19 protein-coding genes are annotated in these 20,032 nt (G+C 70.5%); 14 read left to right on the forward strand and 5 right to left on the reverse strand.

Going from position 1 to position 20,032, the window contains the following annotated elements:
- The first annotated feature begins 117 nt into the window (after nt 1-117).
- The gene (locus ACWIGI_RS24315; RefSeq protein WP_454204734.1) at nt 118-801 is read left to right on the forward strand and encodes a nucleoside/nucleotide kinase family protein; all 684 of its coding nucleotides are present in this window, start codon (nt 118-120) and stop codon (nt 799-801) included.
- On the opposite strand, the gene ACWIGI_RS24320 is transcribed toward ACWIGI_RS24315, so the two are convergent.
- Complete coding sequence (locus tag ACWIGI_RS24320) at nt 786-2,117, reverse strand: PfkB family carbohydrate kinase (protein WP_454204735.1); 1,332 nt, start codon at nt 2,115-2,117, stop codon at nt 786-788. The two genes, ACWIGI_RS24315 and ACWIGI_RS24320, sit on opposite strands and share 16 nt — an antisense overlap.
- 52 nt (nt 2,118-2,169) lie before the next feature.
- Here ACWIGI_RS24320 and ACWIGI_RS24325 point away from each other — a divergent pair, with 52 nt between their 5' ends.
- On the forward strand, nt 2,170-3,609 hold the full coding sequence (locus ACWIGI_RS24325; RefSeq protein WP_454204736.1) for a TerD family protein: 1,440 nt from the start codon (nt 2,170-2,172) through the stop codon (nt 3,607-3,609).
- A gap of 71 nt (nt 3,610-3,680) precedes the next feature.
- Here the strand turns inward: ACWIGI_RS24325 and ACWIGI_RS24330 are convergent, their stop codons facing one another.
- Nucleotides 3,681-4,520 carry an SDR family oxidoreductase gene (locus tag ACWIGI_RS24330; RefSeq protein WP_454204737.1) on the reverse strand — a complete coding sequence of 280 codons (840 nt, stop codon included), beginning with the start codon at nt 4,518-4,520 and terminating at the stop codon, nt 3,681-3,683.
- Nucleotides 4,517-6,073 carry an aldehyde dehydrogenase family protein gene (locus ACWIGI_RS24335; RefSeq protein ID WP_454204832.1) on the reverse strand — a complete coding sequence of 519 codons (1,557 nt, stop codon included), beginning with the start codon at nt 6,071-6,073 and terminating at the stop codon, nt 4,517-4,519. Before ACWIGI_RS24335 ends, ACWIGI_RS24330 begins: the two co-directional genes overlap by 4 nt.
- Before the next feature lie 317 nt (nt 6,074-6,390).
- Here ACWIGI_RS24335 and ACWIGI_RS24340 point away from each other — a divergent pair, with 317 nt between their 5' ends.
- Complete coding sequence (locus ACWIGI_RS24340) at nt 6,391-7,674, forward strand: PucR family transcriptional regulator (protein WP_454204738.1); 1,284 nt, start codon at nt 6,391-6,393, stop codon at nt 7,672-7,674.
- Here the strand turns inward: ACWIGI_RS24340 and ACWIGI_RS24345 are convergent.
- Nucleotides 7,671-7,934, reverse strand: coding sequence for a DUF2277 domain-containing protein (locus tag ACWIGI_RS24345; RefSeq protein WP_454204739.1), 264 nt, complete (start codon nt 7,932-7,934; stop codon nt 7,671-7,673). The genes ACWIGI_RS24340 and ACWIGI_RS24345 overlap by 4 nt on opposite strands.
- 150 nt (nt 7,935-8,084) lie before the next feature.
- On the opposite strand from ACWIGI_RS24345, the gene ACWIGI_RS24350 reads away from it, so the two are divergent.
- Entirely contained in the window at nt 8,085-8,939 is an 855-nt protein-coding gene (locus tag ACWIGI_RS24350; protein WP_454204740.1) for a DUF1266 domain-containing protein, read from the forward strand.
- A 57-nt stretch (nt 8,940-8,996) separates the two neighbouring features.
- Here ACWIGI_RS24350 and ACWIGI_RS24355 read toward each other — a convergent pair whose 3' ends face one another.
- Nucleotides 8,997-9,914 (reverse strand): hypothetical protein, encoded by a 918-nt coding sequence (locus tag ACWIGI_RS24355; RefSeq protein WP_454204741.1) that lies wholly within the window; start codon nt 9,912-9,914, stop codon nt 8,997-8,999.
- Between the two features lie 305 nt (nt 9,915-10,219).
- Here ACWIGI_RS24355 and ftsH point away from each other — a divergent pair, with 305 nt between their 5' ends.
- The 10 genes from ftsH (at nt 10,220) to panD (ending at nt 19,975) form a co-directional block, all read left to right on the forward strand.
- Nucleotides 10,220-12,622: an ATP-dependent zinc metalloprotease FtsH gene (gene ftsH / locus ACWIGI_RS24360; protein WP_454204742.1), complete on the forward strand. Its 2,403-nt coding sequence runs from the start codon at nt 10,220-10,222 to the stop codon at nt 12,620-12,622.
- 298 nt (nt 12,623-12,920) lie between these two features.
- Nucleotides 12,921-13,541 (forward strand): GTP cyclohydrolase I FolE, encoded by a 621-nt coding sequence (gene folE, locus ACWIGI_RS24365; protein ID WP_454204743.1) that lies wholly within the window; start codon nt 12,921-12,923, stop codon nt 13,539-13,541.
- Between the two features lie 458 nt (nt 13,542-13,999).
- Nucleotides 14,000-14,851 (forward strand): dihydropteroate synthase, encoded by an 852-nt coding sequence (folP, locus tag ACWIGI_RS24370; RefSeq protein WP_454204833.1) that lies wholly within the window; start codon nt 14,000-14,002, stop codon nt 14,849-14,851.
- A complete protein-coding gene (gene folB / locus ACWIGI_RS24375; RefSeq protein ID WP_454204744.1) occupies nt 14,848-15,222 on the forward strand; it encodes a dihydroneopterin aldolase in 375 nt (124 codons plus the stop codon). Before folP ends, folB begins: the two co-directional genes overlap by 4 nt.
- Before the next feature lie 2 nt (nt 15,223-15,224).
- Nucleotides 15,225-15,788 carry a 2-amino-4-hydroxy-6-hydroxymethyldihydropteridine diphosphokinase gene (gene folK, locus ACWIGI_RS24380; protein WP_454204745.1) on the forward strand — a complete coding sequence of 188 codons (564 nt, stop codon included), beginning with the start codon at nt 15,225-15,227 and terminating at the stop codon, nt 15,786-15,788.
- The gene (locus ACWIGI_RS24385; protein WP_454204746.1) at nt 15,785-16,255 is read left to right on the forward strand and encodes a DUF3180 domain-containing protein; all 471 of its coding nucleotides are present in this window, start codon (nt 15,785-15,787) and stop codon (nt 16,253-16,255) included. Before folK ends, ACWIGI_RS24385 begins: the two co-directional genes overlap by 4 nt.
- 138 nt (nt 16,256-16,393) lie before the next feature.
- On the forward strand, nt 16,394-17,557 hold the full coding sequence (locus ACWIGI_RS24390) for a DUF6779 domain-containing protein (protein WP_454204747.1): 1,164 nt from the start codon (nt 16,394-16,396) through the stop codon (nt 17,555-17,557).
- A 105-nt stretch (nt 17,558-17,662) separates the two neighbouring features.
- Nucleotides 17,663-18,613, forward strand: coding sequence for a Rossmann-like and DUF2520 domain-containing protein (locus tag ACWIGI_RS24395; protein WP_454204748.1), 951 nt, complete (start codon nt 17,663-17,665; stop codon nt 18,611-18,613).
- On the forward strand, nt 18,613-19,539 hold the full coding sequence (panC, locus tag ACWIGI_RS24400; RefSeq protein WP_454204749.1) for a pantoate--beta-alanine ligase: 927 nt from the start codon (nt 18,613-18,615) through the stop codon (nt 19,537-19,539). The genes ACWIGI_RS24395 and panC overlap by 1 nt, the downstream gene beginning before the upstream one ends.
- Nucleotides 19,540-19,552: 13 nt before the next feature.
- Nucleotides 19,553-19,975, forward strand: a complete 423-nt coding sequence (gene panD / locus ACWIGI_RS24405) for an aspartate 1-decarboxylase (protein WP_354988238.1) — start codon at nt 19,553-19,555, stop codon at nt 19,973-19,975.
- Nucleotides 19,976-20,032 lie beyond the last annotated feature (57 nt).

Below are 20,032 nucleotides of genomic sequence, written 5' to 3' on the forward strand. Positions count from 1 at the left end.
CCTGCGCGGATCTCCGGACGGGATCGGGCGCGTGGGCGGATGGCGAAAACCGTTCGGCCGCCGCCGACCTCGTGGTGTCTCGGCCCGAACGCGCAGCGGCGGCAGTAGGGTGCTCGGGTGGCTCGCATCGGCGTCGAAACGACCCTGTCGGAGCTCGCGGCGCGCCTGCGACGGCACGCGGACGGACATTCCGGAAGATTCATCCTCGGTATCGCGGGGCCACCCGGCGCGGGCAAATCCACGCTGGCGCGCGGGGTGCGCGACGAACTGAACCTGGCCGCGGGCGCCGAGCTGGCCGAGGTCGCCCCCGTGGACGGGTTCCACCTCAGCAACGCGCGCCTGCGCGCGACGGGCGATCTGGCACGCAAGGGCGAGCCCGACACCTTCGACGCCGCAGCGTATGTCGCGTGCCTGCGCGCGCTGCGCGAGACGCCGCCCGGCCGCCCGGTGCCCTGGCCGACCTACTCCCGTGAGCTGCACGAGCCGGTGCCCGGCGGCGTCGTCTTCGACGCCCACCCGATCATCGTCACCGAGGGCAACTACCTGCTGCTCGAGGACAGCGCCGCCCCCGGCTGGTCCGCCGTGCGCCCCCTGCTCGACGAGACCTGGTACCTGGACGTACCCCGGCCCGTCATCGAACAGCGCCTGGTACGCCGCCACATTCGCGGCGGCCGCACCCCCGAGGACGCGAAAACCAAAGTGGCGCAGAGCGATCTGCTCAACGCCCGCCTGGTCGAGTCCACCCGCGCCCGCGCCGACCTGGTCCTGCGCAAGTCCGGCCGCAACTACAAGATCGTCTGACCGCCCATCCACTCCCGCGTGCCCACCGACGCGCACGACAGCGCCGCCACCTCCGCCGCGTGCCGCAAGGCCACCGGGAACACCTCCCCGAGCGCGTGGAAATGACAGAACGCGCCGTGCAGGATGTCGCCGGCCCCCAGCGTGTCCACCGCCGCGACCGCCGGAACCGGTACTTCCCCACGCGCGCAGGCGATGTCGCCACTTGGTCCGGCACCGTACCCGGACTCGCTCGCGCCGTCATGGAGGTTCCGGTCGTCGTCGACCGGCTCGCCGCCTTGCCGACCCGGACCGGGCCGGACACCTCGCACGCCTCGGCCGACGAGATGCGCCGCGCCCGGGCCGCTTTCGCCATGGTCGGCCGGCCCGGAGGGCGCGCGGTCCCGAGCGGACGAACCGCCTCCGGCCTCGCCGGCCCGGGCCACTCGCTCGCGGGAGGCCGCACCGGGTGACCCCGCCCCCGTGCCCGGCCGGGCACGGGGGAAAGCGGCGGATTCGCCGTCGCGGCCGAAGGTGACGCCGCTGGCCCACGCGCCCGGGTCCCGGAACGAATAGCGAATGGCGGCAGCGCCGTTGGTGACGGCCGCGTGGGTCGGCCCGGCGGCGTGCAGGAAGTCGAAGACCGCGTCGGGCGAACCGGCGGGCACACCGGGCGGCGCGAACGCCGCCGAGCAGATCGCGATATCGACCAGCGGCAGCAGCTCGGCGTGCACGGGCCGCCAGCGTCCGGCGTCGAGCACCACGGGAACACCCGCCGCGCGGGCGGCCGCCGCGATCCGCAGCGCGGGTTCGGCGTAGTGGCCGTCGACCAGCACGATCGCGGCGTTCCCGAGCAGTTCCGCCGCCGCGACATCGGAACCCCGACCGTTCGGCACGGCGAATTCCACGCGTGCGACAGGCCCGGCCGATGCCGTGATTCCCGAGCCGTCGTGCCTGCCCGCGGTATCTGGCAGCCGGGGCTCGATGCGGGAACCGTCCAGGGACACGATCGTCCGGGTCGCGGACCCGGTCGCCACCACGATCGAGGAGACCGGCGGCTGGGTCGTCGCGGCCGGGGTCAGGTCGACGACGGTGACGCCGTAGCGGCGCAGGTCGTCGCGAATCGGTTCGGCCAGTGGATGTTCGCCCAGAGCCGTGATCAGATCGGGGGAGCGGCCGGACACGTGGGCGTACGCCACCGCGGCGTTGGCGGCGGGGCCGCCCGCGCCGAGGAAGAGCTCGTCGGCCCGGGTCTTGGTGTCCTCGGCCGGGTACCGCTCGACGGTGTAGGCGAGATCGAGAGTCGCGAGTCCGACGAAGACGGCGCCGTTTACTTCCATGCCGCCGACCCTACGGCGCTACCGTGGAGGGAACGGGGAGGTAAGGCGAGCAATGGAATTGACCAAGGGCGCCAACGCGCCGCTCACGACGGACGAGGTCGTCGTCGAGGTGAACGCCTCGACCGAGGTGGACGTGGCCGCGCTGCTGCTGACCACCGCCGGCAAGGTCCGCTCCGACCACGACTTCATCTTCTACAACCAGCCGCGCGGTCCGGGCGTCACCGTGCAGCCGCCCAACCGGATTCGCATCGCCACCCGCGAGGTGCCCGCGGACATCGACAAGATCGTGGTCACGGCCAGCCTGGACGGCAGCGGCCCGCCGAACTGGGGGCGGGCAGGGCGACTGCAACTGGCCCTCGTCGATCCGCAGCGCCGCACCACCCTCGTCACGTTCACCCCCTCGGACCTGAGCACCGAGACCGCGGTGGTCGGACTGGAAATCTATCGGCGACAGGGCAGTTGGAAGGTGCGAGCCGTCGGCCAGGGCTACGCCGACGGCCTGGCGGGCATAGCCACCGACTTCGGCATCACCGTGGACGACGCCCCGCAGCCCGCCCCGCAGGCGAGCCCGTACCCGCCGCCCGCGAACCAGTACCCGCCCACCGCGCCGTTCCCCGCGACCGCGCCGTTCCCGCAGCAGTCCTATCCGCCGCCGCAGCAGCCGTACGCGCCCCCGCAACAGCCGTACGCGGCTCCGTCCCAGCCGTATTCGCCGCCGCCCGCCTACCCGCCGCCGCAGCAGTACCCGCCGCAGTCGTATCCGCCACCCACTCAACCGGCGTACCCACCCCCGACTCAGCCCGCTTACCCGCCGTCGCAGCAGCCGTATTCAGCACCCCCGCAGCAGCATTCGCCCACCCCCGGCTACCCGCAGCAGCCCGCGCCCCGCTTCGGCGAGGCCACCGTCAGCCTGGACAAGGGCAAGGTCGTCTCGCTCAGCAAGAACGAGACCGTCTCCCTCACCAAGGGCGGCGTCGCCACCCTGACGCGGGTGCGCATGGGCCTGGGCTGGGATCCCGCCAAACGCGGCAAATCCATCGACCTGGACGCCTCGGTGGTCGCCTACGACACCCGCGGCAAGAAGCTCGGCAAGGTCTGGTTCGTCAACCTCAGCGAATTCCGCGGCGCCATCAAACATTCCGGCGACAACCTCACCGGCGACGGGGACGGCGACGACGAGGTCATCACCGTCGACCTGCCCGCCCTGCCGGGCAACGTGTACGCCCTGCTCTTCACCGTCAACTCGTACTCCGGCCAGAAGTTCGATCAGATCTCCCGCGCCTTCTGCCGGCTCGTCGACGACTACACCGGCGCCGAACTCGTGCGCTTCGAACTCTCGCGCGGCGACCGCCGCACCGGACTGTTCATGTGCATGCTCACCCGCGCCGCCACCGGCTGGAACATGACCGCCCTCGGCGACTACGGCGACGGCGCGACCGTCAACGCCATGGTCGATCCGGGCAAGCGATTCGTCCTGGCGACAGTGCATTAGGACCGCCGGCCTCCGACGACGCGAGGGCCGGGACCGAATCCGGTCCCGGCCCTCGCCGTCAGCTCCGCGCGTCAGCTGCCGTTGCCGCGCACCCGCGACTCGTACGCCTTGCGCGCCGCGGAATCCACGTCGTCCAGGAACGCGCTCTGCGCACCGAGCGCGCGCCCGAGCGCGTCACCCCACGACTCCGGCAGCAGTCCGACGACCTGGGAGATCGCGCCCGCGACCGCGGTGACCCGCACCTTGGATCGCGGCTCGACGATCACCTTGGCGATGGCGTCCGCGATCTCTTCCGGCTCGGCCGGCCGCAGCACCTTGGGCGGATTGACCCCCGACCCGAGCTCGGTCTTGGTCAGCGTCGGCAGGATCGAGGAGAACCTCACCCCCGTGCCCCGGTACTCCTCGCGCAGGGTGTCGGTGAACCCGAGCACCGCGTGCTTGGACGCGTTGTAGGTGGCCAGTCCCGGGATGTGGGTCTCCCCGGCCAGCGACGCGATATTGATGACGTGCCCGCTCCCGCGCGGCAGCATGCGCGCGATCGCCAGCTTGGACCCCAGGATCACCCCGTACACGTTGATGTCCAGAATCCTGCGGGTGATCACGTCGGACTCGTCCACGAGCCGGCCCGTCGGCATGATCCCCGCGTTGTTGATCAGCACGTCGATCGGCCCGAGCTGCTTCTCGACCTCGTCCAGGAACGCCTCGAACGACTGCTGATCGGTGACGTCCAGCCGCCCGAACACCTCGAATCCACGGGTGGTGCCGGACTCCTTGACCGTCACCTCGTCCACGTCGCCGATGGCGATCTTCGCCCCGAGCGCCTGCAACGCCGTCGCCGTCGCCAGCCCGATGCCGCGCGCGCCACCGGTGATGACGACGACCTTGCCCCTGATCGCACCGAAGTCGGTCATTGCTTGGTCCCCTTCACCGTGTCGAAAACCGCCTGCACGCTCAGCCGCCGCACACCGCGCGCACCCGCGGCCCGCATGGCCGACAGCGCGATCCCCAGCTTGGTGGTGTTGTACGGGAACCACAGCAGCTCTTTGGTCTGCGTGGGCAGGATCGGCTTGGTGATGGCCTGCTGCCGGCAGTACTTGCGCACCCCGTTCTCGCCGCCCCAGCGCGCGCCCACCCCCGAGAGCCCCCAGCCGCCCATGGGCAGCGCGAAGCTGAACATGTTGGAGAACACGTCGTTGATGTTCACCGCGCCCGCGTTCAGTTGGCGCGCAACGCGTTCGGCGCGATCCTTGTCCCCGCTCCACACCGACGCGGACAGGCCGTAGATCGAATCATTGGCCAGCCGAACGGCTTCCGCCTCGTCGGCCACCTTCATGACCGGCACCGTCGGGCCGAAGGTCTCCTCGGTCATGCAGGTCATGGTGTGGTCGACGTCGGCCAGCACGGTCGGCTCGAACAGCGTGCCGACGCCCGTGCGCTTGCCGCCGGTGAGCACCCGCGCACCCTGCTTCACGGCCTCCTCGACGTGCCGCTGCACGATCTGCGCCTGGTTCTCGTTGGCCAGCGCGCCCATGTCGTACTTGGGCTCGCGCCCGTCCACGCCCTGGCGCACCTCGTTCACCGCGGCGGTCAGCTTCTTCAGGAACTCTTCGTAGACAGGCGCTTCCACGTACACGCGCTCCACCGAGATGCACACCTGCCCGGCGTTGAACAGGCCACCGAACGCGATGCCCGCCGCGGCGCGATCCAGATCGGCGTCGGCCAGCACGATGGCCGGATCCTTGCCGCCCAGCTCCAGGCTGTACGGAATCATGCGCTCGGTGCAGGCGGCCGCGATCTTGCGGCCGGTCGGGGTGGAACCGGTGAACTGGATGTAATCCGCGTTCTCCACCACCGCCGCGCCGGTCGCGCCCGCGCCGGTGACGATGTCGAAGACCGGCGGCGCGCCGATCTCGCGCCAGCCGCGCACCAGCTCGAGCGCCGACAGCGGGGTCACCTCGGACGGCTTGAGGATGACGGCCGCGCCCGCCGCCAGCGCCGGGATCACGTCGATGACGGGCATGGCGAGCGGGAAGTTCCACGGGGTGATGACCCCGACGACCGGGTACGGGCGGAAGACGCGGGTCAGCGTCTTCACCCGGGCCAGCGGGCTGTGCGGCGAAGGATGTTCGTCCGCGAGGAATTTCGCGGCCCGGCGGGCGTAGTAGCCGGTGAGGTCGACCGAGAAGGCCGGGTCGATGAGCGCGTCGACGCGCGCCTTCCCGGTCTCGGACTGCAGCACGTCGGCCAGGTGATCGGTGTTGTCCACCAACCAGTCCTGCAGCTTCAGCAGCCATTCCTTGCGGCCGTCGGGGCCGATGGCCTCCCATTCGGCCTGGTGCACGCGCAGTTCCCGGACCTTGGCCGCCACGGTCTCGGCCGAATCGATCGGGACCGTTCCCGCGAGCGCGCCGGTCGCGGGATTGCGCACCTCGAGCTCGGTGGGCGCGGGCGCGGCGACGGTCACGGGCTCGGCGCTCTCGGTCGCGGGCGCGGGCGCCGCCTTGGCGGTGGCCTTGGCCGCGGGCGCCGCCTTCGCGGTCTTGGCCGCGGCGGGCTTGCGCGCCGCGCTCTTGCGGGGTGTACCCGCGGCGGATTCGGTATTGGTCACGATGTGCTCTCCCACGTGCGCTGCGTTGCGAAGGGTGCGTGCTGGGTGGGCTGTGTGCGACAGCTCACTGAACTATGATCGTGACACAATTCGACCGGCACATTCTTGGCCAATGAGCTCAAGACTCACGACCGACTTTGTGCTCCGAGTACAAAACCGGAGGTTGGGCCGTGGTGACCGGACCCATTGCCGGGCCCACCGGCCCGATCGTCGGCCCCGCCGACCCCGTCATTCGCGAGTGGATCGCCGATTTCGTGGCCGAGACCCTGCGCGCGGACACCCTCGAACAGGTCGTCACCCGCCTCGACAACGCCATCATCGCCCGCATCCCCGAGCTGCGCGATCGCGATATGCGCCGCGACCTGACCGCCAGCAGCCGGGCGCACGCCCTCGAGGTGCTCAGCGGACTCACCCAGGACCGGTTCGACTATCCGGTGCCCGCCGACGCGCACGCCTTCGCCCGCACCATCGCCCGCCGCGGCTTCGACGTGCGCCTGCTGCTGCGGGTCTACCACCTCGGCCAAGAGGCGGTCATCGACTACATGGCCGAGGTCATCGACCAGCGCCAGCTCCCGCAGGACATCGAACGCTCGCTGCTGCTGCGGCTGTTCGACCGCACCACCCGGTGGGTGAGCACCTCGATCGAACAGCTCACCGACACCTACATGGAGGAGCGCGAACGCGGACTGCGCGCGGCCCTGAACCAGCGCGCCGACATCGTGGCCGCGCTGCTGGCCGGCTCGGAACTCGATGCCGAGAACGCCTCGGCCCGGCTCGGTTACCGCCTCGCACAGCGGCATCTGGCCGTGGTGCTGTGGATCGAGGACGATCCGGCGGTGACCCGCTTCGACGGTGACGACGACGCCGCGGGGCTGCTGGACCGGGTGGCGGCGCGCTGCGCGAGCACGCTGGGCAACGGCAGCCTGCTCACCGTGCCCGCCGGCGCCACGGCACTGTGGGCCTGGATCGGCGTGGACGAGGAGCCGGGGGAGTTCCGCACGATGGCCTGGCCGGTCGAGGCGCCCGTGCGGGTGGCGGTGGGCGAACCCGCGACCCAGGTCGCCGGATTCCGGACCGGCCATCGCGAGGCGGTCGCGGCGCGACAGGTCGCCGAGCGCGCGCGGGCGGGCACGGCCCGCGTGCTGCACTACCCCGAGGTCGAGGTGGCCTATCTGGCCGGGGGCGACGAGACCGCCATGCGGGCGCTCATCGACCGGGAATTGGGGGCGCTGGCGGACCCGGGCCCGCATTCGGCGCGATTGCGCGAAACACTGCACGCCTACCTGCGCGCGCGCCGCAGTCCGGACGCGGCCGCGAAAATGCTCGGCGTGCACAAGAACACCGTGCGCTATCGAATTCAGCGCATCGAGGAACTGCTCGGCCATCCCATCGATCAGCGCGGGCCGAAGCTGGATATCGCCCTCGACTGCGTGGCCGTGTTCGGCGTCCGGGATTAGTCGGTCGCGCGCGCCGTACGCCGTCGCGGCGTTGGCTCGTCGCTTGCCGCCGCCTGCGCCCGCGGATCGGGCAACTCCGCCAGCAGTTGCGTGGTCGCCGCCGCGATGGCCTCGACCGCCTTGTCGACCGCGGGCTTGGTCGCCGTCGTCAATCCCGAGACGCCACTGACCTTGCGCACGAACTCCTGTGCCGCCGCGTAGATTTCTTGATCCGTGGCGGCCGGTTCCAGCCCGCGCAGGATGGTGATGTACCCACTCATGGCGCCGAGACTAGTGCCCGATTTCCTTGTGTGACAGGTCGAAAACCGGCGATAGCTCTCATGTCACCTGAATGCGGCACTCGGGCGCCCCGCCACACTGCTATCCGCGAATGCGCAGCCACTCCAAGATCGATGAGACACAATCGGGGTATGCCCGCCCGCGACGTGCCAACGCTGACGACATTCCCCTACCCGGAGCTCGACCAGCGCGAGGACGACCACTGGTCCGGTGCGCAGGTCTCCGACGACGAACTGCGCGCCCTGGCGCTCGGCGGCTTCTACTCCACACGCTGGGACGCCTTCCACGATGCCCTGCTCCTGGGGCCCGAGCGCGAGCATCCGCTCGGTGATCGCCGTGAGCTCGCCATCGACACCCTCACCGGCGCGTGGGGTATCACCGATGGCACCGAGGCCATGGCATCCATGGAGCAACTGCTCGAGGGGATGCACTCCCCGCTGTACGCGCTCGTGCACCCGCTCGTCATGGCCGGCATCAACTCCCCTGAACGGGATCGCTTCGGCGAACGCGCCGACCGGCACCGCGCCTTCCTGCGCCAGGTCGGCTCCTTCCGGGGGATGGAGAACACCGAGGCCCTGGTTCGCGACTACGACATCTGGGCCCAGGCCATCAAACTCGGACTCACCGACCACCTGGTCCGCCCGCTCCCCACCGACATCCAGGCCTGGGATCTGGCGCGCGTGGTGGCGGTGGCCCGCATGGCCTACACGGCCGGCTACCTCGAAGCCGACGTCGCCTGGGATTACCTCATGCGCGCCCTGCCGCTGGCGCAGCGCAAATATCGCAATTGGCGCCAGTTCGGTGACGCCTATCTGGCTGGCTGGACCTACTGGCAGGCGTGCGAGGATCTGGCCGAGCTCAAATCCGGCGGCGTGGATCGGCGAATGGAACTGCTGCGGCTGTGGATGCGCCCGAGTAGTCCGTGGCGCCGTATCGAACTGCAGCCCGACGCCCTCCCGGAGCCGGAAGCCGAAGCCGCCGAATAACTTTCGCGACACGCACGCCCCGGGGGCCGCATGCCCCCGGGGTCGGCGCGCGGGAACTCAGTCCGGCAGCGAGCGCAGAATTCCACGCCCGTAACGCTGGAATTGCGCGTCGTCGACCATTCCGAGCGAATGGCGCTCCACCAGCAATTCCCATTCGGAGTACAGCTTGGAGACGCCGGGATCGGCGGGACCGGCCGCCCCGTCGGCGGATTCACGCTGCACCGCGAAATTCAGCGCGCCGGTGATGCGCTCGGTGTCCGCGCGATCCGTGCCGGTGAAATACCAGGTCTGATTACCGTCGTTGACCTCGACGCCGTATTCGCCGGGACTTCCCGAATCATCGGTGCTGCGCGCCCACAACAGGCACGCCACGGGTAGTTCGTGCGCGAACTTCCGGGTCGCGCCGGTGGATATGAAGATCATGCGGGTGGTCGTGACCGCAAGCAGCCCAGCGCCTTTCGCGGCGGGCGGGCGGCCGGTGACCACGGCCGTCTCCAGCACGTATTCGTCGGGGGTGACGTAGCGGTGCAGGGCGGCCACCGCGGACTTGGTGTCGCGCTTGGGCGCCATGCGGCGCACCGCGCGATCCACATCGGCGCGGACGGGACCGGTGCGGCCCCAGGAGGGAGTGGGCGGGCTCAGATCGGGGGCTGCCACGTCCAGGCGCTGGGTGGCCAGGATCTGATTGTTGATGCGTTCGACGATGACGGTGGCGGGCGGCACATCGTGTTCGGCGATGAGCACCGGCAGGGGCGTCCGGTCGGCCGGGACGCCGGTCAGGACCGGGGTGGGGTAGCGGAGGTAGATCTCGATGACGACCGCGTCGTCGGCGCGCCGGTTCAACCGCACCTTGAGGAGTTCGCCGATCGGGACGTCGAGGACGCGCTCGCCGTCGGTTCCGGGGCGCAGCACCGTCAGTCGCCCGTTGCCGTGCCGCACTATCGCTGTGGGTGTCCGTAGCTCGACTATGTCCATACCCCCTGCGCTCTGTTGTGTCGTCGCTCACGATAGGACGACCATGCCATGATTGTGACCACTCGGTCCGACACCAGGGGGTGATCGACCCGATGTGTTGCCGCAGATGGTCGGGGAACCACCCGCGTTCTCCAGCCGTTTACGTTTCGAACTGCACTAGCTGCCGAACTGCGCGATGTAACGACTAGACCGTACGCGGTAACGTGGCATGTCCGCATCCGTTCCCTGGAACGGGCGCGCCACGAACGCATCGCAGGCAAACCGGATACACCCCCCGGAAAGGACTGGCCGCCGGCCTACGCTCTATGAACCGCAAGCTTGTGTTCCGCAACCTGGCCATAGTCGCGGGCTTCCTGCTCGTGATCTATCTGGTCAGCTACTTCAGTGACAACACGCGCGGCTGGAAGAGCGTCGACACGTCGGTGGCGCTCTCCCAACTGCAGAACAAGGACAACGTCGACTCGGTTCAGATCGACGATAAAGAGCAGGCGCTGCGCATCACGCTCAAGAACGGCAATGATGCCACCGGCGGCGACAAGAAGATCATCGCCAAGTACCCCGGCGGTGGCGAGAACTCCGCGACCATCTTCAAGGCCGCGCAGGATTCCGGCGCGAAGGTCAACACCTCGGTCAAGCAGGATTCCTGGCTGAGTCAGATCCTGCTCTTCATGCTGCCCATGGTGATTCTGCTGGGCCTGTTCATCTTCGTCATGTCCCGCATGCAGGGCGGCGGGCGCGGCGGCATGATGGGCTTCGGCAAATCCAAGGCCAAGCAGCTGTCCAAGGACATGCCCAAGACCACCTTCGCCGATGTCGCCGGCGCGGACGAGGCCGTCGAAGAGCTGTACGAGATCAAGGACTTCCTGCAGAACCCGTCGCGGTACACCGCGCTGGGCGCGAAGATCCCCAAGGGCGTGCTGCTCTACGGCCCGCCCGGTACCGGTAAGACCCTGCTGGCCCGCGCGGTCGCGGGTGAGGCCGGGGTCCCGTTCTTCACGATCTCGGGTTCGGACTTCGTCGAGATGTTCGTCGGCGTGGGCGCGTCCCGCGTGCGCGACATGTTCGATCAGGCCAAGCAGAACAGCCCCTGCATCATCTTCGTCGACGAGATCGACGCGGTCGGCCGCCAGCGCGGCGCCGGCCTCGGCGGCGGTCACGACGAACGCGAGCAGACGCTGAACCAGCTCCTGGTGGAGATGGACGGCTTCGGCGAACGCACCAACGTCATCATCATCGCCGCGACCAACCGCCCCGACATCCTGGACCCGGCGCTGCTGCGCCCGGGCCGCTTCGACCGCCAGATCCCGGTCGGCAACCCGGATCTCGCGGGCCGGCGGGCGATCCTGCGCGTGCACGCCGCGGGCAAGCCCATCGCTCCCGACGCCGATCTCGACGGCCTCGCCAAGCGCACGGTCGGCATGTCCGGCGCGGACCTGGCGAACGTCATCAACGAGGCCGCGCTGCTGACCGCCCGCGAGAAGGGCACGCTCATCACCGGCGCCTCGCTCGAGGAATCGGTCGATCGCGTGATCGGCGGCCCGCGCCGCAAGTCCCGCATCATCAGCGAGCACGAGAAGAAGATCACCGCCTACCACGAGGCCGGGCACACCCTGGCCGCGTGGGCGATGCCCGACATCGAGCCCGTCTACAAGGTCACCATCCTGGCCCGCGGCCGCACCGGCGGGCACGCCATGACCGTGCCCGAGGACGACAAGGGCCTGATGACGCGCTCGGAGATGATCGCGCGCCTGGTGTTCGCCATGGGCGGCCGCGCCGCCGAGGAACTGGTGTTCCACGAGCCGACCACGGGCGCGTCCTCCGATATCGACCAGGCCACCAAGACCGCGCGCGCCATGGTCACCGAGTACGGCATGAGCGCCCGCCTCGGCGCGGTGCGCTACGGGCAGGAGCAGGGCGACCCGTTCCTGGGCCGGTCCATGGGCAACGGCTCGGACTACTCGCACGAGGTCGCCCGCGAGATCGACGAGGAGGTGCGCAACCTCATCGAGGCCGCGCACACCGAGGCGTGGTCGGTGCTCAACGAGTACCGCGACGAGCTCGACGCCCTCGCCACCGCCCTGCTCGAACGCGAGACCCTGCACCGCAAGGATCTCGAGGAAGTGCTCGGCACCGTCGAAAAGCGCCCGCGCATCACGGCTTTCAACGATTTCGGCGGGCGCGTCCCGTCGGATCGCCCGCCGGTGAAGACCCCGCGCGAACTGGCCGCCGAACGTGGCGAGCCGTTCCCGGAGGAGCCCGTGCACGTGATCCCGCCCGCCGGCAACGGCTACCCGGATCCGGCGTACGGCCAGCCCGGCCAGCCGCAGCCGCAGTACGGCTACCCGGCCCCCGCCGGGTACCCGGCACCGCAGCCCGCCTACCCGCGGCACGGCGGCACGCACGGCTCGCGGCCGGACTACGGCGCCCCGGCCGGTTGGTCCGCCCCGGGCTGGCCGCCCCAGGAGGATCCGCAGCAGCCGCCGGCCCGTCCGGCGTACGGCGGCTGGGCGCCCGCGGGCAATCAGCGCTACCAGCCGGGTCAGCAGCCCGACTACGGGCAGCCGCAGTACGGGCAGCAGCCGGAGCACGGCCGCCAGCAGCCCGCTCCGCAGGGCTACCCGCAGCCGGATCAGCACACCGGCCAGCAACCCTCGGCGCCCGCCGAGGAGGGCAACGGTGAGTGGGACGGACCGAACGGCCGCCGCTGACAGCGGCCCGGATACGCTCATGGGGTTCGTGGCCCGGCAGGTTCGGGCCCGGCCCGGAGGGTGAGTTCACTCGACGGGCGGACGTGCGGCGCGCGGTCGGGCGCATCACCCGCTTCGGCGTGGCGCGCACCCGTCCGACGCGGCGCATCGCGGTGACGCGTGGTGCGCTCCCGCACGGCACGCGGGAATGGTTCGCAGCCCGCGGAGGTTGGGCCGACCTGGAAATATCAGCCGTCGGCGAAAGCCGCGCCCCCGCCGCACCCCGCCGGGTGCGGCAGCTCAACACAGGAGGTGTCGATTGACGACCAACAACAGCGTCGTCTCCGGCCCGATCGCGCTCGACACCGGTCGGCCGTTCGACCAGGCGCGCGCCGAGGCCGCCGTACGCGAGTTGCTGATCGCGGTCGGGGAGAACCCGGATCGTCCCGGACTCGCCGATACCCCCGCCCGCGTGGCGCGGGCCTACCGGGAGATGTTCGCCGGGCTCTACACCGAGCCGGACGCGGTGCTCAACACCACGTTCGACGAGGGGCATCAGGAACTGGTGCTGGTCCGCGACATTCCGATGTACTCCACCTGTGAGCACCACCTGGTGTCCTTCCACGGTGTCGCGCACGTCGGTTACATCCCCGGCGCGCACGGCCGGGTGACCGGACTGTCCAAGCTGGCTCGCCTGGTCGATCTGTACGCCAAGCGCCCGCAGGTGCAGGAGCGCCTCACCAGTCAGATCGCCGACGCCGTCATGCGCAAGCTGGAGCCGCGCGGCGCGATCGTCGTGGTCGAGGCCGAGCACCTGTGCATGGCCATGCGCGGTATCCGCAAGCCCGGCGCGAGCACCACCACCTCGGCGGTGCGCGGCCTGCTGCAGACCAACGCGGCCTCGCGCTCCGAGGCCCTGGACCTCATTCTCCGCAAGTGAGTCCGATGGCCACCTCCGACGCGTTCACCGCCCACCTCGGTCCCGGACCGGATGACGCGGGGGACGCGAACGAGGGAGCGCACCGCGAGGCGGCCGAGGGGCGCGCGCCGGCCGCACCTGCCGGCGCGGTGACCTCCGGCAACCGGTGCGACGCCGAATCAATCGGCCCCGCCGACACTTTCGGCGGCGAGCCGCCCGCCGGATCCACTGCCGCGGTTACCGGATTCGGCGAAGTGTCTTCCGCCGGGACCGAACTCGGCGCACGAATTCCCGCCGCCGATGGCGACCGCAGTGGGCGAGCCACCCCCGGCGGAGTGCCCGGGCTCGGCGAATCGGCGACCGGTGAAAGCGGGCGCGGCACCGAGATCAGCGCGCGAACGGCCACCGGTTTCGGTGGTTCGGCGCGCGCCGCGAGCGCCATCGGGATCGCCCCGCGCGCGGGGCGTTCCTGCGTGGTGATGGGCATCGTCAACGTCACCGTCGACTCGTTCTCCGACGGCGGGCGTTATCTGGATGTGGACGCGGCCGTGGCGCACGGGCTGCGGCTGTACGAACAGGGCGCGGACATCGTCGACGTCGGCGGGGAGTCGACCCGGCCCGGCGCGACCCGCGTCGATCCGGCGACCGAGGCCGAGCGGGTCGTCCCGGTCATCCGCGAACTGGTCGCGCTCGGCGTGCCGACCAGTGTGGACACCATGCGCGCCGGGGTGGCCGAGGCCGCGCTCGCGGCCGGCGCGGTGGTCGTGAACGACGTCTCCGGCGGCCGGGCCGACGCGAACATGGCGAAAGTCGTTGCCGCGGCCGGTGTCCCGTGGATTCTCATGCACTGGCGCGCGGCCGCGGACTACCGGCACACCGGTGCCGCCGACACCTATGCGTCGGTGGTCGGGGAAGTGCTCGCCGAATTGCGCACGCAGGTCGATCTGGCGGTCGCCGCCGGGGTGGATCCGGCGCGGCTCGTGCTGGATCCGGGGCTGGGTTTCGCCAAGAACGCGGACCACAACTGGGAATTGCTGGGCGCGCTACCACGATTCGTGGCCACCGGGTTGCCGGTGCTGGTCGGGGCTTCGCGCAAGCGATTCCTGGGCGCGCTGCTGGCCACCGGGGATACCCCGCGCCCGCCCGACGGCCGGGAGGTCGCCACCGCCAGCATTTCGGCGCTGGCCGCCGAGCACGGCGCGTGGGGTGTACGCGTGCACGATGTACGCGCTTCGCTCGATGCCATCGCGGTGAACGACGCGTGGCGCACCGCCGCCCGGCGCGTCGGTGACGCGCCGGCGAACCGTTGGACCTGGGGGGAACGAGCTTGAGCACCGATCGGATCGAACTGCGCGGGTTGCGCGTGTTCGGTCATCACGGCGTCTTCGATTTCGAGAAGCGCGACGGCCAGGAGTTCGTCGTGGACCTCACGCTGTGGACCGATTTCACCGCCGCCGCGAAGTCCGACGACATCGCCGACACCGTCCACTACGGCGAGCTCGCCGACCTCGCCGTGCGCGTGGTCGGCGGCGCCCCGCGCGATCTCATCGAGACCGTGGCCGCCGAACTGGCCGACGAGGTGATGGCGGATCCGCGGATCGCCGCGGTGGAGGTGGTGCTGCACAAGCCCGCCGCGCCGATTCCGCACTCGTTCTCCGACGTGCGCGTGGTCACCGCGCGCCGTCGCGAATCGGCGGAGTAGCCATGAGCCGGGTAGTGCTGTCCATCGGTTCGAATCTCGGTGACCGGCTCGCGCATCTGCGCGGGGTCGTGCGGGCCCTGGGCCCGCGGTTGGTCGCGGTCTCCTCGGTGTATTCGACGCCGCCGTGGGGCGGTGTGCCGCAACAGGATTACCTGAACGCCGTGCTGGTGGCGCGGGATCCGGAGCTGGAGCCGAGCGATTGGCTGCGCCTGGGCCAGGAATTGGAGCGGGCCGCCGACCGCGTGCGCGAGGTGCGCTGGGGCGCACGGACTCTCGATGTGGACATCGTCTGGGCCGCGCGGTCGCGGGGCGCGGGCGAAATGGTGTGCCGCAGTGCCGATCCCACCCTCACCCTGCCGCATCCGCAGGCGCACAACCGCGCTTTCGTGTTGACGCCGTGGGCGGAGGTCGAGCCGGAGGCGACCCTCGAGGTGGTCGCGGGCGCGCCGCGACCCATCGTCGAGCTGCTGGCCGACTTGAGCGCGGACGAGGTGCGAGGCGTGCGGCGGACGGAACTGTCACTCGGCTGGGAGCCGAACCCACTCGGCTGGGAGCCGATGCGGTGAGGCCGACCCGCGTTCTGGATCTGTGCGCGAATCTGCTGTTGGCGGCGGTGGTGGCCTGGGTGGTCACCAATGTCGCGTACTCCAGCTTCCCGCCGATCTCGGTGTTCTCCGGCGCCTCGCTGCTGCCGGTGGCGGTGCTGGAACTGGTGCTGGCCTTCGTGATTCGCTCGCGCATGGAGAACCGGGGGATCGGTTCGGGCGGGCGGCAGCTGCATCCGATCACGGTGGCGCGGGCGGTGGCGCTGGCCAAGGCGTCGGTGCAGGTGGGTTCGTTGGTGGGCGGTATCTGGCTGGGCTTTTTGATCTGGCTGCTGCCCGAGCGCGCGGAGCTGCGCGCGGCCGCCTCGGACACCCCGGGCGCGGTGGTCGGGCTGCTGGCCGGGCTGGCGCTGGTGGGCGCGGCGCTGTGGCTGGAATATTGCTGCCGGGCGCCGATCGATCCGCCCGATGAAGCCGCTACTTCATAGCTAACTTATTGACAATGATCATCCACAAGGTTGGACCCGGAGTCGGTGCTACCCGCTACGCTGGCTGACATGGTTTCACCCTCCCGTAGCACTGCTTCCCGTCGTCGGCGGGTCGACGCGGGAAAATTCTTCACCGGCGTGCTTCTCCTCCTCGGACTGGTTGCCAGTGTTTTCCTGGTCTTCAGCGACAACGTCCATATGGTCCGGGTCGGCCTGGTCGCGGCGCTCTGGGCGGCCGCCATCGGAGCCCTCGCCGCGACCCGTTATCGCAGGGAATCGGCGGTGGACAAGGCGAAAGTGGGTGACCTGCAGAAGGTCTACCACCTCCAGCTCGAGCGTGAGGTTGCCGCCCGCCGCGAATACGAGCTCGGCGTCGAGTCCCGGGTCCGCAAAGAGGTCGGCGCGGACGCCGAGGAGATGGCCGCTCTGCGCGGTGAACTGGCGGTTCTGCGCGAGAGCCTGCAGCGCCTCTTCGACGGCGAACTGCCGCCCGAGCGCGTCGCCCTGCGGGCGGATGCGGTCCGGGTGCAGGAATTGCCCAGCAGCGGCGCCGATTCGCGTGCCGCGGCGGCGAACGGTAACTGGCAGAACACCGACTCCTGGGACCCGTGGTCCCAGCCGGAGCCGCCCGAGCCCGCCGAGCCCGATCCCCGCAGCCTGGTCACCCCGATCTTCCACGAAGATCACCCCGAGCCCCCGGCCTTCGCCAGCCCCTACGACGACCCGGTGACCGCGGAGACCTCCATCGTCACCGAGAGCGTCGATCAGCTCGACATCGACCGCATCATGGCCGCCGCGATGAAGTCCAAGCCGGGCGAGCAGCCGCGCTTCTTCGATGTGCCGGTGGATCTGAACGACCTCGACGACGACATGAACGAGTTCGAGCAGGACATGACCTTCGGCACGACGCGGTCCTCCGGGGTCGCCGCGGCGGCCGCCGCCGCGGTCGCCGCCGTCGAGGCCAAGAGCGCGGAGGCCGAGCGCGCCGCGCAGGCGCGGCTGGCCGCCGAGGCGCTCGAGGCCGAGCAGGTCGAGGCGGCCCTGGCCGCCGCGGGCCCGCAGCCCATGGACAAGTCCTTCGCGGACAAGCCTTTCGGCGCGGATGCCGAACCGAACCCGCCGGCCGCGACCCCCGAACCCACGACCCCGCGCCTGACGCCCGAACCGACGACGGCCCCGCCCATGGGCACCGCCAGTGCCCGGCGCCGCCGCCGGTCGGACGAGGACACCGATCCCGAGTCGGGCCGGCGGTTGTCGGTGGCCGAGATCATGGCGAACCTGCGATCCGAGGGCGACCTGTAAGACATCCCACAGTCGGTGGCCCCGCGGAATCGGGGCCGATATTCTCGGGCCGTAACGTCTGGTACCCGCGGGAGCGGGACTGGAACGAACTTCGAGAGGACAAGGGTGACCTCGGACGAGGATGTCTGTGGAACCGATCTTGCGCCTGCACGACTGACGGTGGGAATCGTCTCGGCGGGACGCGTCGGCTCCGCTCTGGGTGTGGCACTCGAACGTGCCGGCCACGTGGTTTTCGGGGTGTCCGCGATTTCGGACGCCTCGCTACGGCGGGCCGCCACGCGGCTGCCGGATTCGCGGGTGCTGCCCGCCGCCGAGATCGCGGCGCGCAGCGAACTGCTGATCCTGGCGGTCCCGGACAGCGAATTGGCCGGGCTGGTGGCGGGTTTGGCGGCGGCGAAGGCCGTGCGGCCCGGCGCGATCGTCGCGCACACCTCCGGCGCGAACGGCATCGGAATCCTGGCCCCGCTCACCGAACTGGGCGCGCTGCCGCTGGCGATCCATCCCGCCATGACCTTCACCGGCCACGACGAGGATGTCGCCCGCCTGGCCAACGCCTGCTTCGGCGTGACGGCCGGTGACGAGATCGGTTACGCCATCGCGCAATCGCTGGTCATCGAGATGGGCGGCGAGCCGGTGCGGGTGGCCGAGGAGAATCGCACGCTCTATCACGCGGCCCTGGCGCACGGCAGTAATCACCTGGTGACGCTCATCGTCGACGCGGTGGCCGCGCTGCGGGCGGCCCTCTCCGGCCCGGGTCTGCTGGGTCAGCAGGCCGTGGACGAGAACCCCAACGGACTTGCCGAACGGGTGCTGGCGCCGTTGGCCTCGGCCGCGCTCGACAACGCTTTGCGCCGGGGTCAGGCCGCGCTTACCGGTCCGGTGGCGCGCGGTGACGTGGCCGCGGTGGCCGCGCACCTGACGGCCGTGGAGTCGGTCGACCCGCGCCTCGCGGCCGGATATCGCGCGATGTCCCTGCGTACGGCCGAGCGGGCCGCCACCAACCCCGCGCTGCTGGAGCTGCTCGGATCCGATCTGCCGAAAGAAGGAAACCGCTGATGGACCCGAAACTGCGTGGCACCTACAAGCGGGGTGAGCTGACCGTGCTGCACGAGCCGGCCACCGTGACCGCGGTTGCCAAGGCGTTGCGTCAGGTCGGCCGGACGGTCGCGCTCGTCCCGACCATGGGCGCGCTGCACGAGGGTCACCTCGAGCTGGTGCGGCAGGCGAAGCGGACCAATCAGGTCGTCATCGTGTCGATCTTCGTGAACCCCCTGCAGTTCGGGGCGGGCGAGGATCTGGACAAATACCCGCGCACGCTGGACGCCGACGTGGAGCTGCTGCGCGCCGAGGGTGTGGAACTGGTCTTCGCCCCGAGCGCCGCGCAGATGTACCCGGACGGCCCGCGCACCACCGTGCACCCCGGCCCGATCGGCGACGAGCTCGAAGGCGCCGTCCGCCCCGGGCATTTCGCGGGCATGCTGACCGTGGTGGCCAAGCTGTTCCAGATCTGCCGCCCGCACCAGGCGTTCTTCGGCGAGAAGGACTATCAGCAGCTGGCGCTCATTCGGCAGATGGTGCGGGACCTGAACTTCGATCTGAAGATCGTCGCGGTGCCGACCGTGCGCGAGCCGGACGGCCTGGCGCTGTCCTCGCGCAATCGCTTCCTCGATGCCGAGCAGCGCGAACTCGCGACGACGCTCTCGGCCGCCCTGGCCGCCGGCCGGCACAGTTCGGGCCTGGGCGCGGACGCGGTGCTGGCCGCGGCGCAGGCAGTGCTCGACACCGTGCCGGGCATCGAGGTCGACTACCTCGCGCTGCGCGGCTCCGATCTCGGCGCGGTGCAGCCCAGCGGCAACGCGCGGCTGCTCGTCGCGGCCCGCGTCGGCGGCACCCGCCTGCTCGACAACCTGCCCATCAGCCTCGGTACCCCGATCGACGGCAATCCGACCACACCCCACCTGTCCGACCGGGCAACCGTTTAAGGAGGCGACGACGATGTTGCGCACCATGATGAAGTCGAAGATCCACCGCGCGACGGTGACGCACGCGGACCTGCACTACGTGGGTTCGGTGACGGTCGATCAGGATCTGCTCGACGCCGCCGATCTGCTCGAGGGCGAGCAGGTCTGCATCGTCGACATCACCAACGGCGCCCGCCTCGAGACCTACATCATCGCGGGGGAGCGGGGTTCGGGTGTCATCGGAATCAACGGCGCCGCAGCGCATCTGGTGAATCCGGGCGATCTCGTGATCCTCATCGCCTACGCGATGATGGACGCCGAGGAGCTGAAGAGCTACGCCCCGCGCGTGGTCTTCGTCGACGATCGCAATCGCCAGGTCGAGCTGGGCTCGGATCCGGCGCACGCGCCCGAGGGCTCGGACCTGATCTCCCCGCGCTCGCTGACGTTCGCGCACTGAGCGGGTCGCGGACCGGTCTCCTCCGGCCGGTTCGCCAGGGCGGTAGCGGAGCGTGAC

This window comes from Nocardia sp. NPDC055321 (assembly GCF_053645575.1).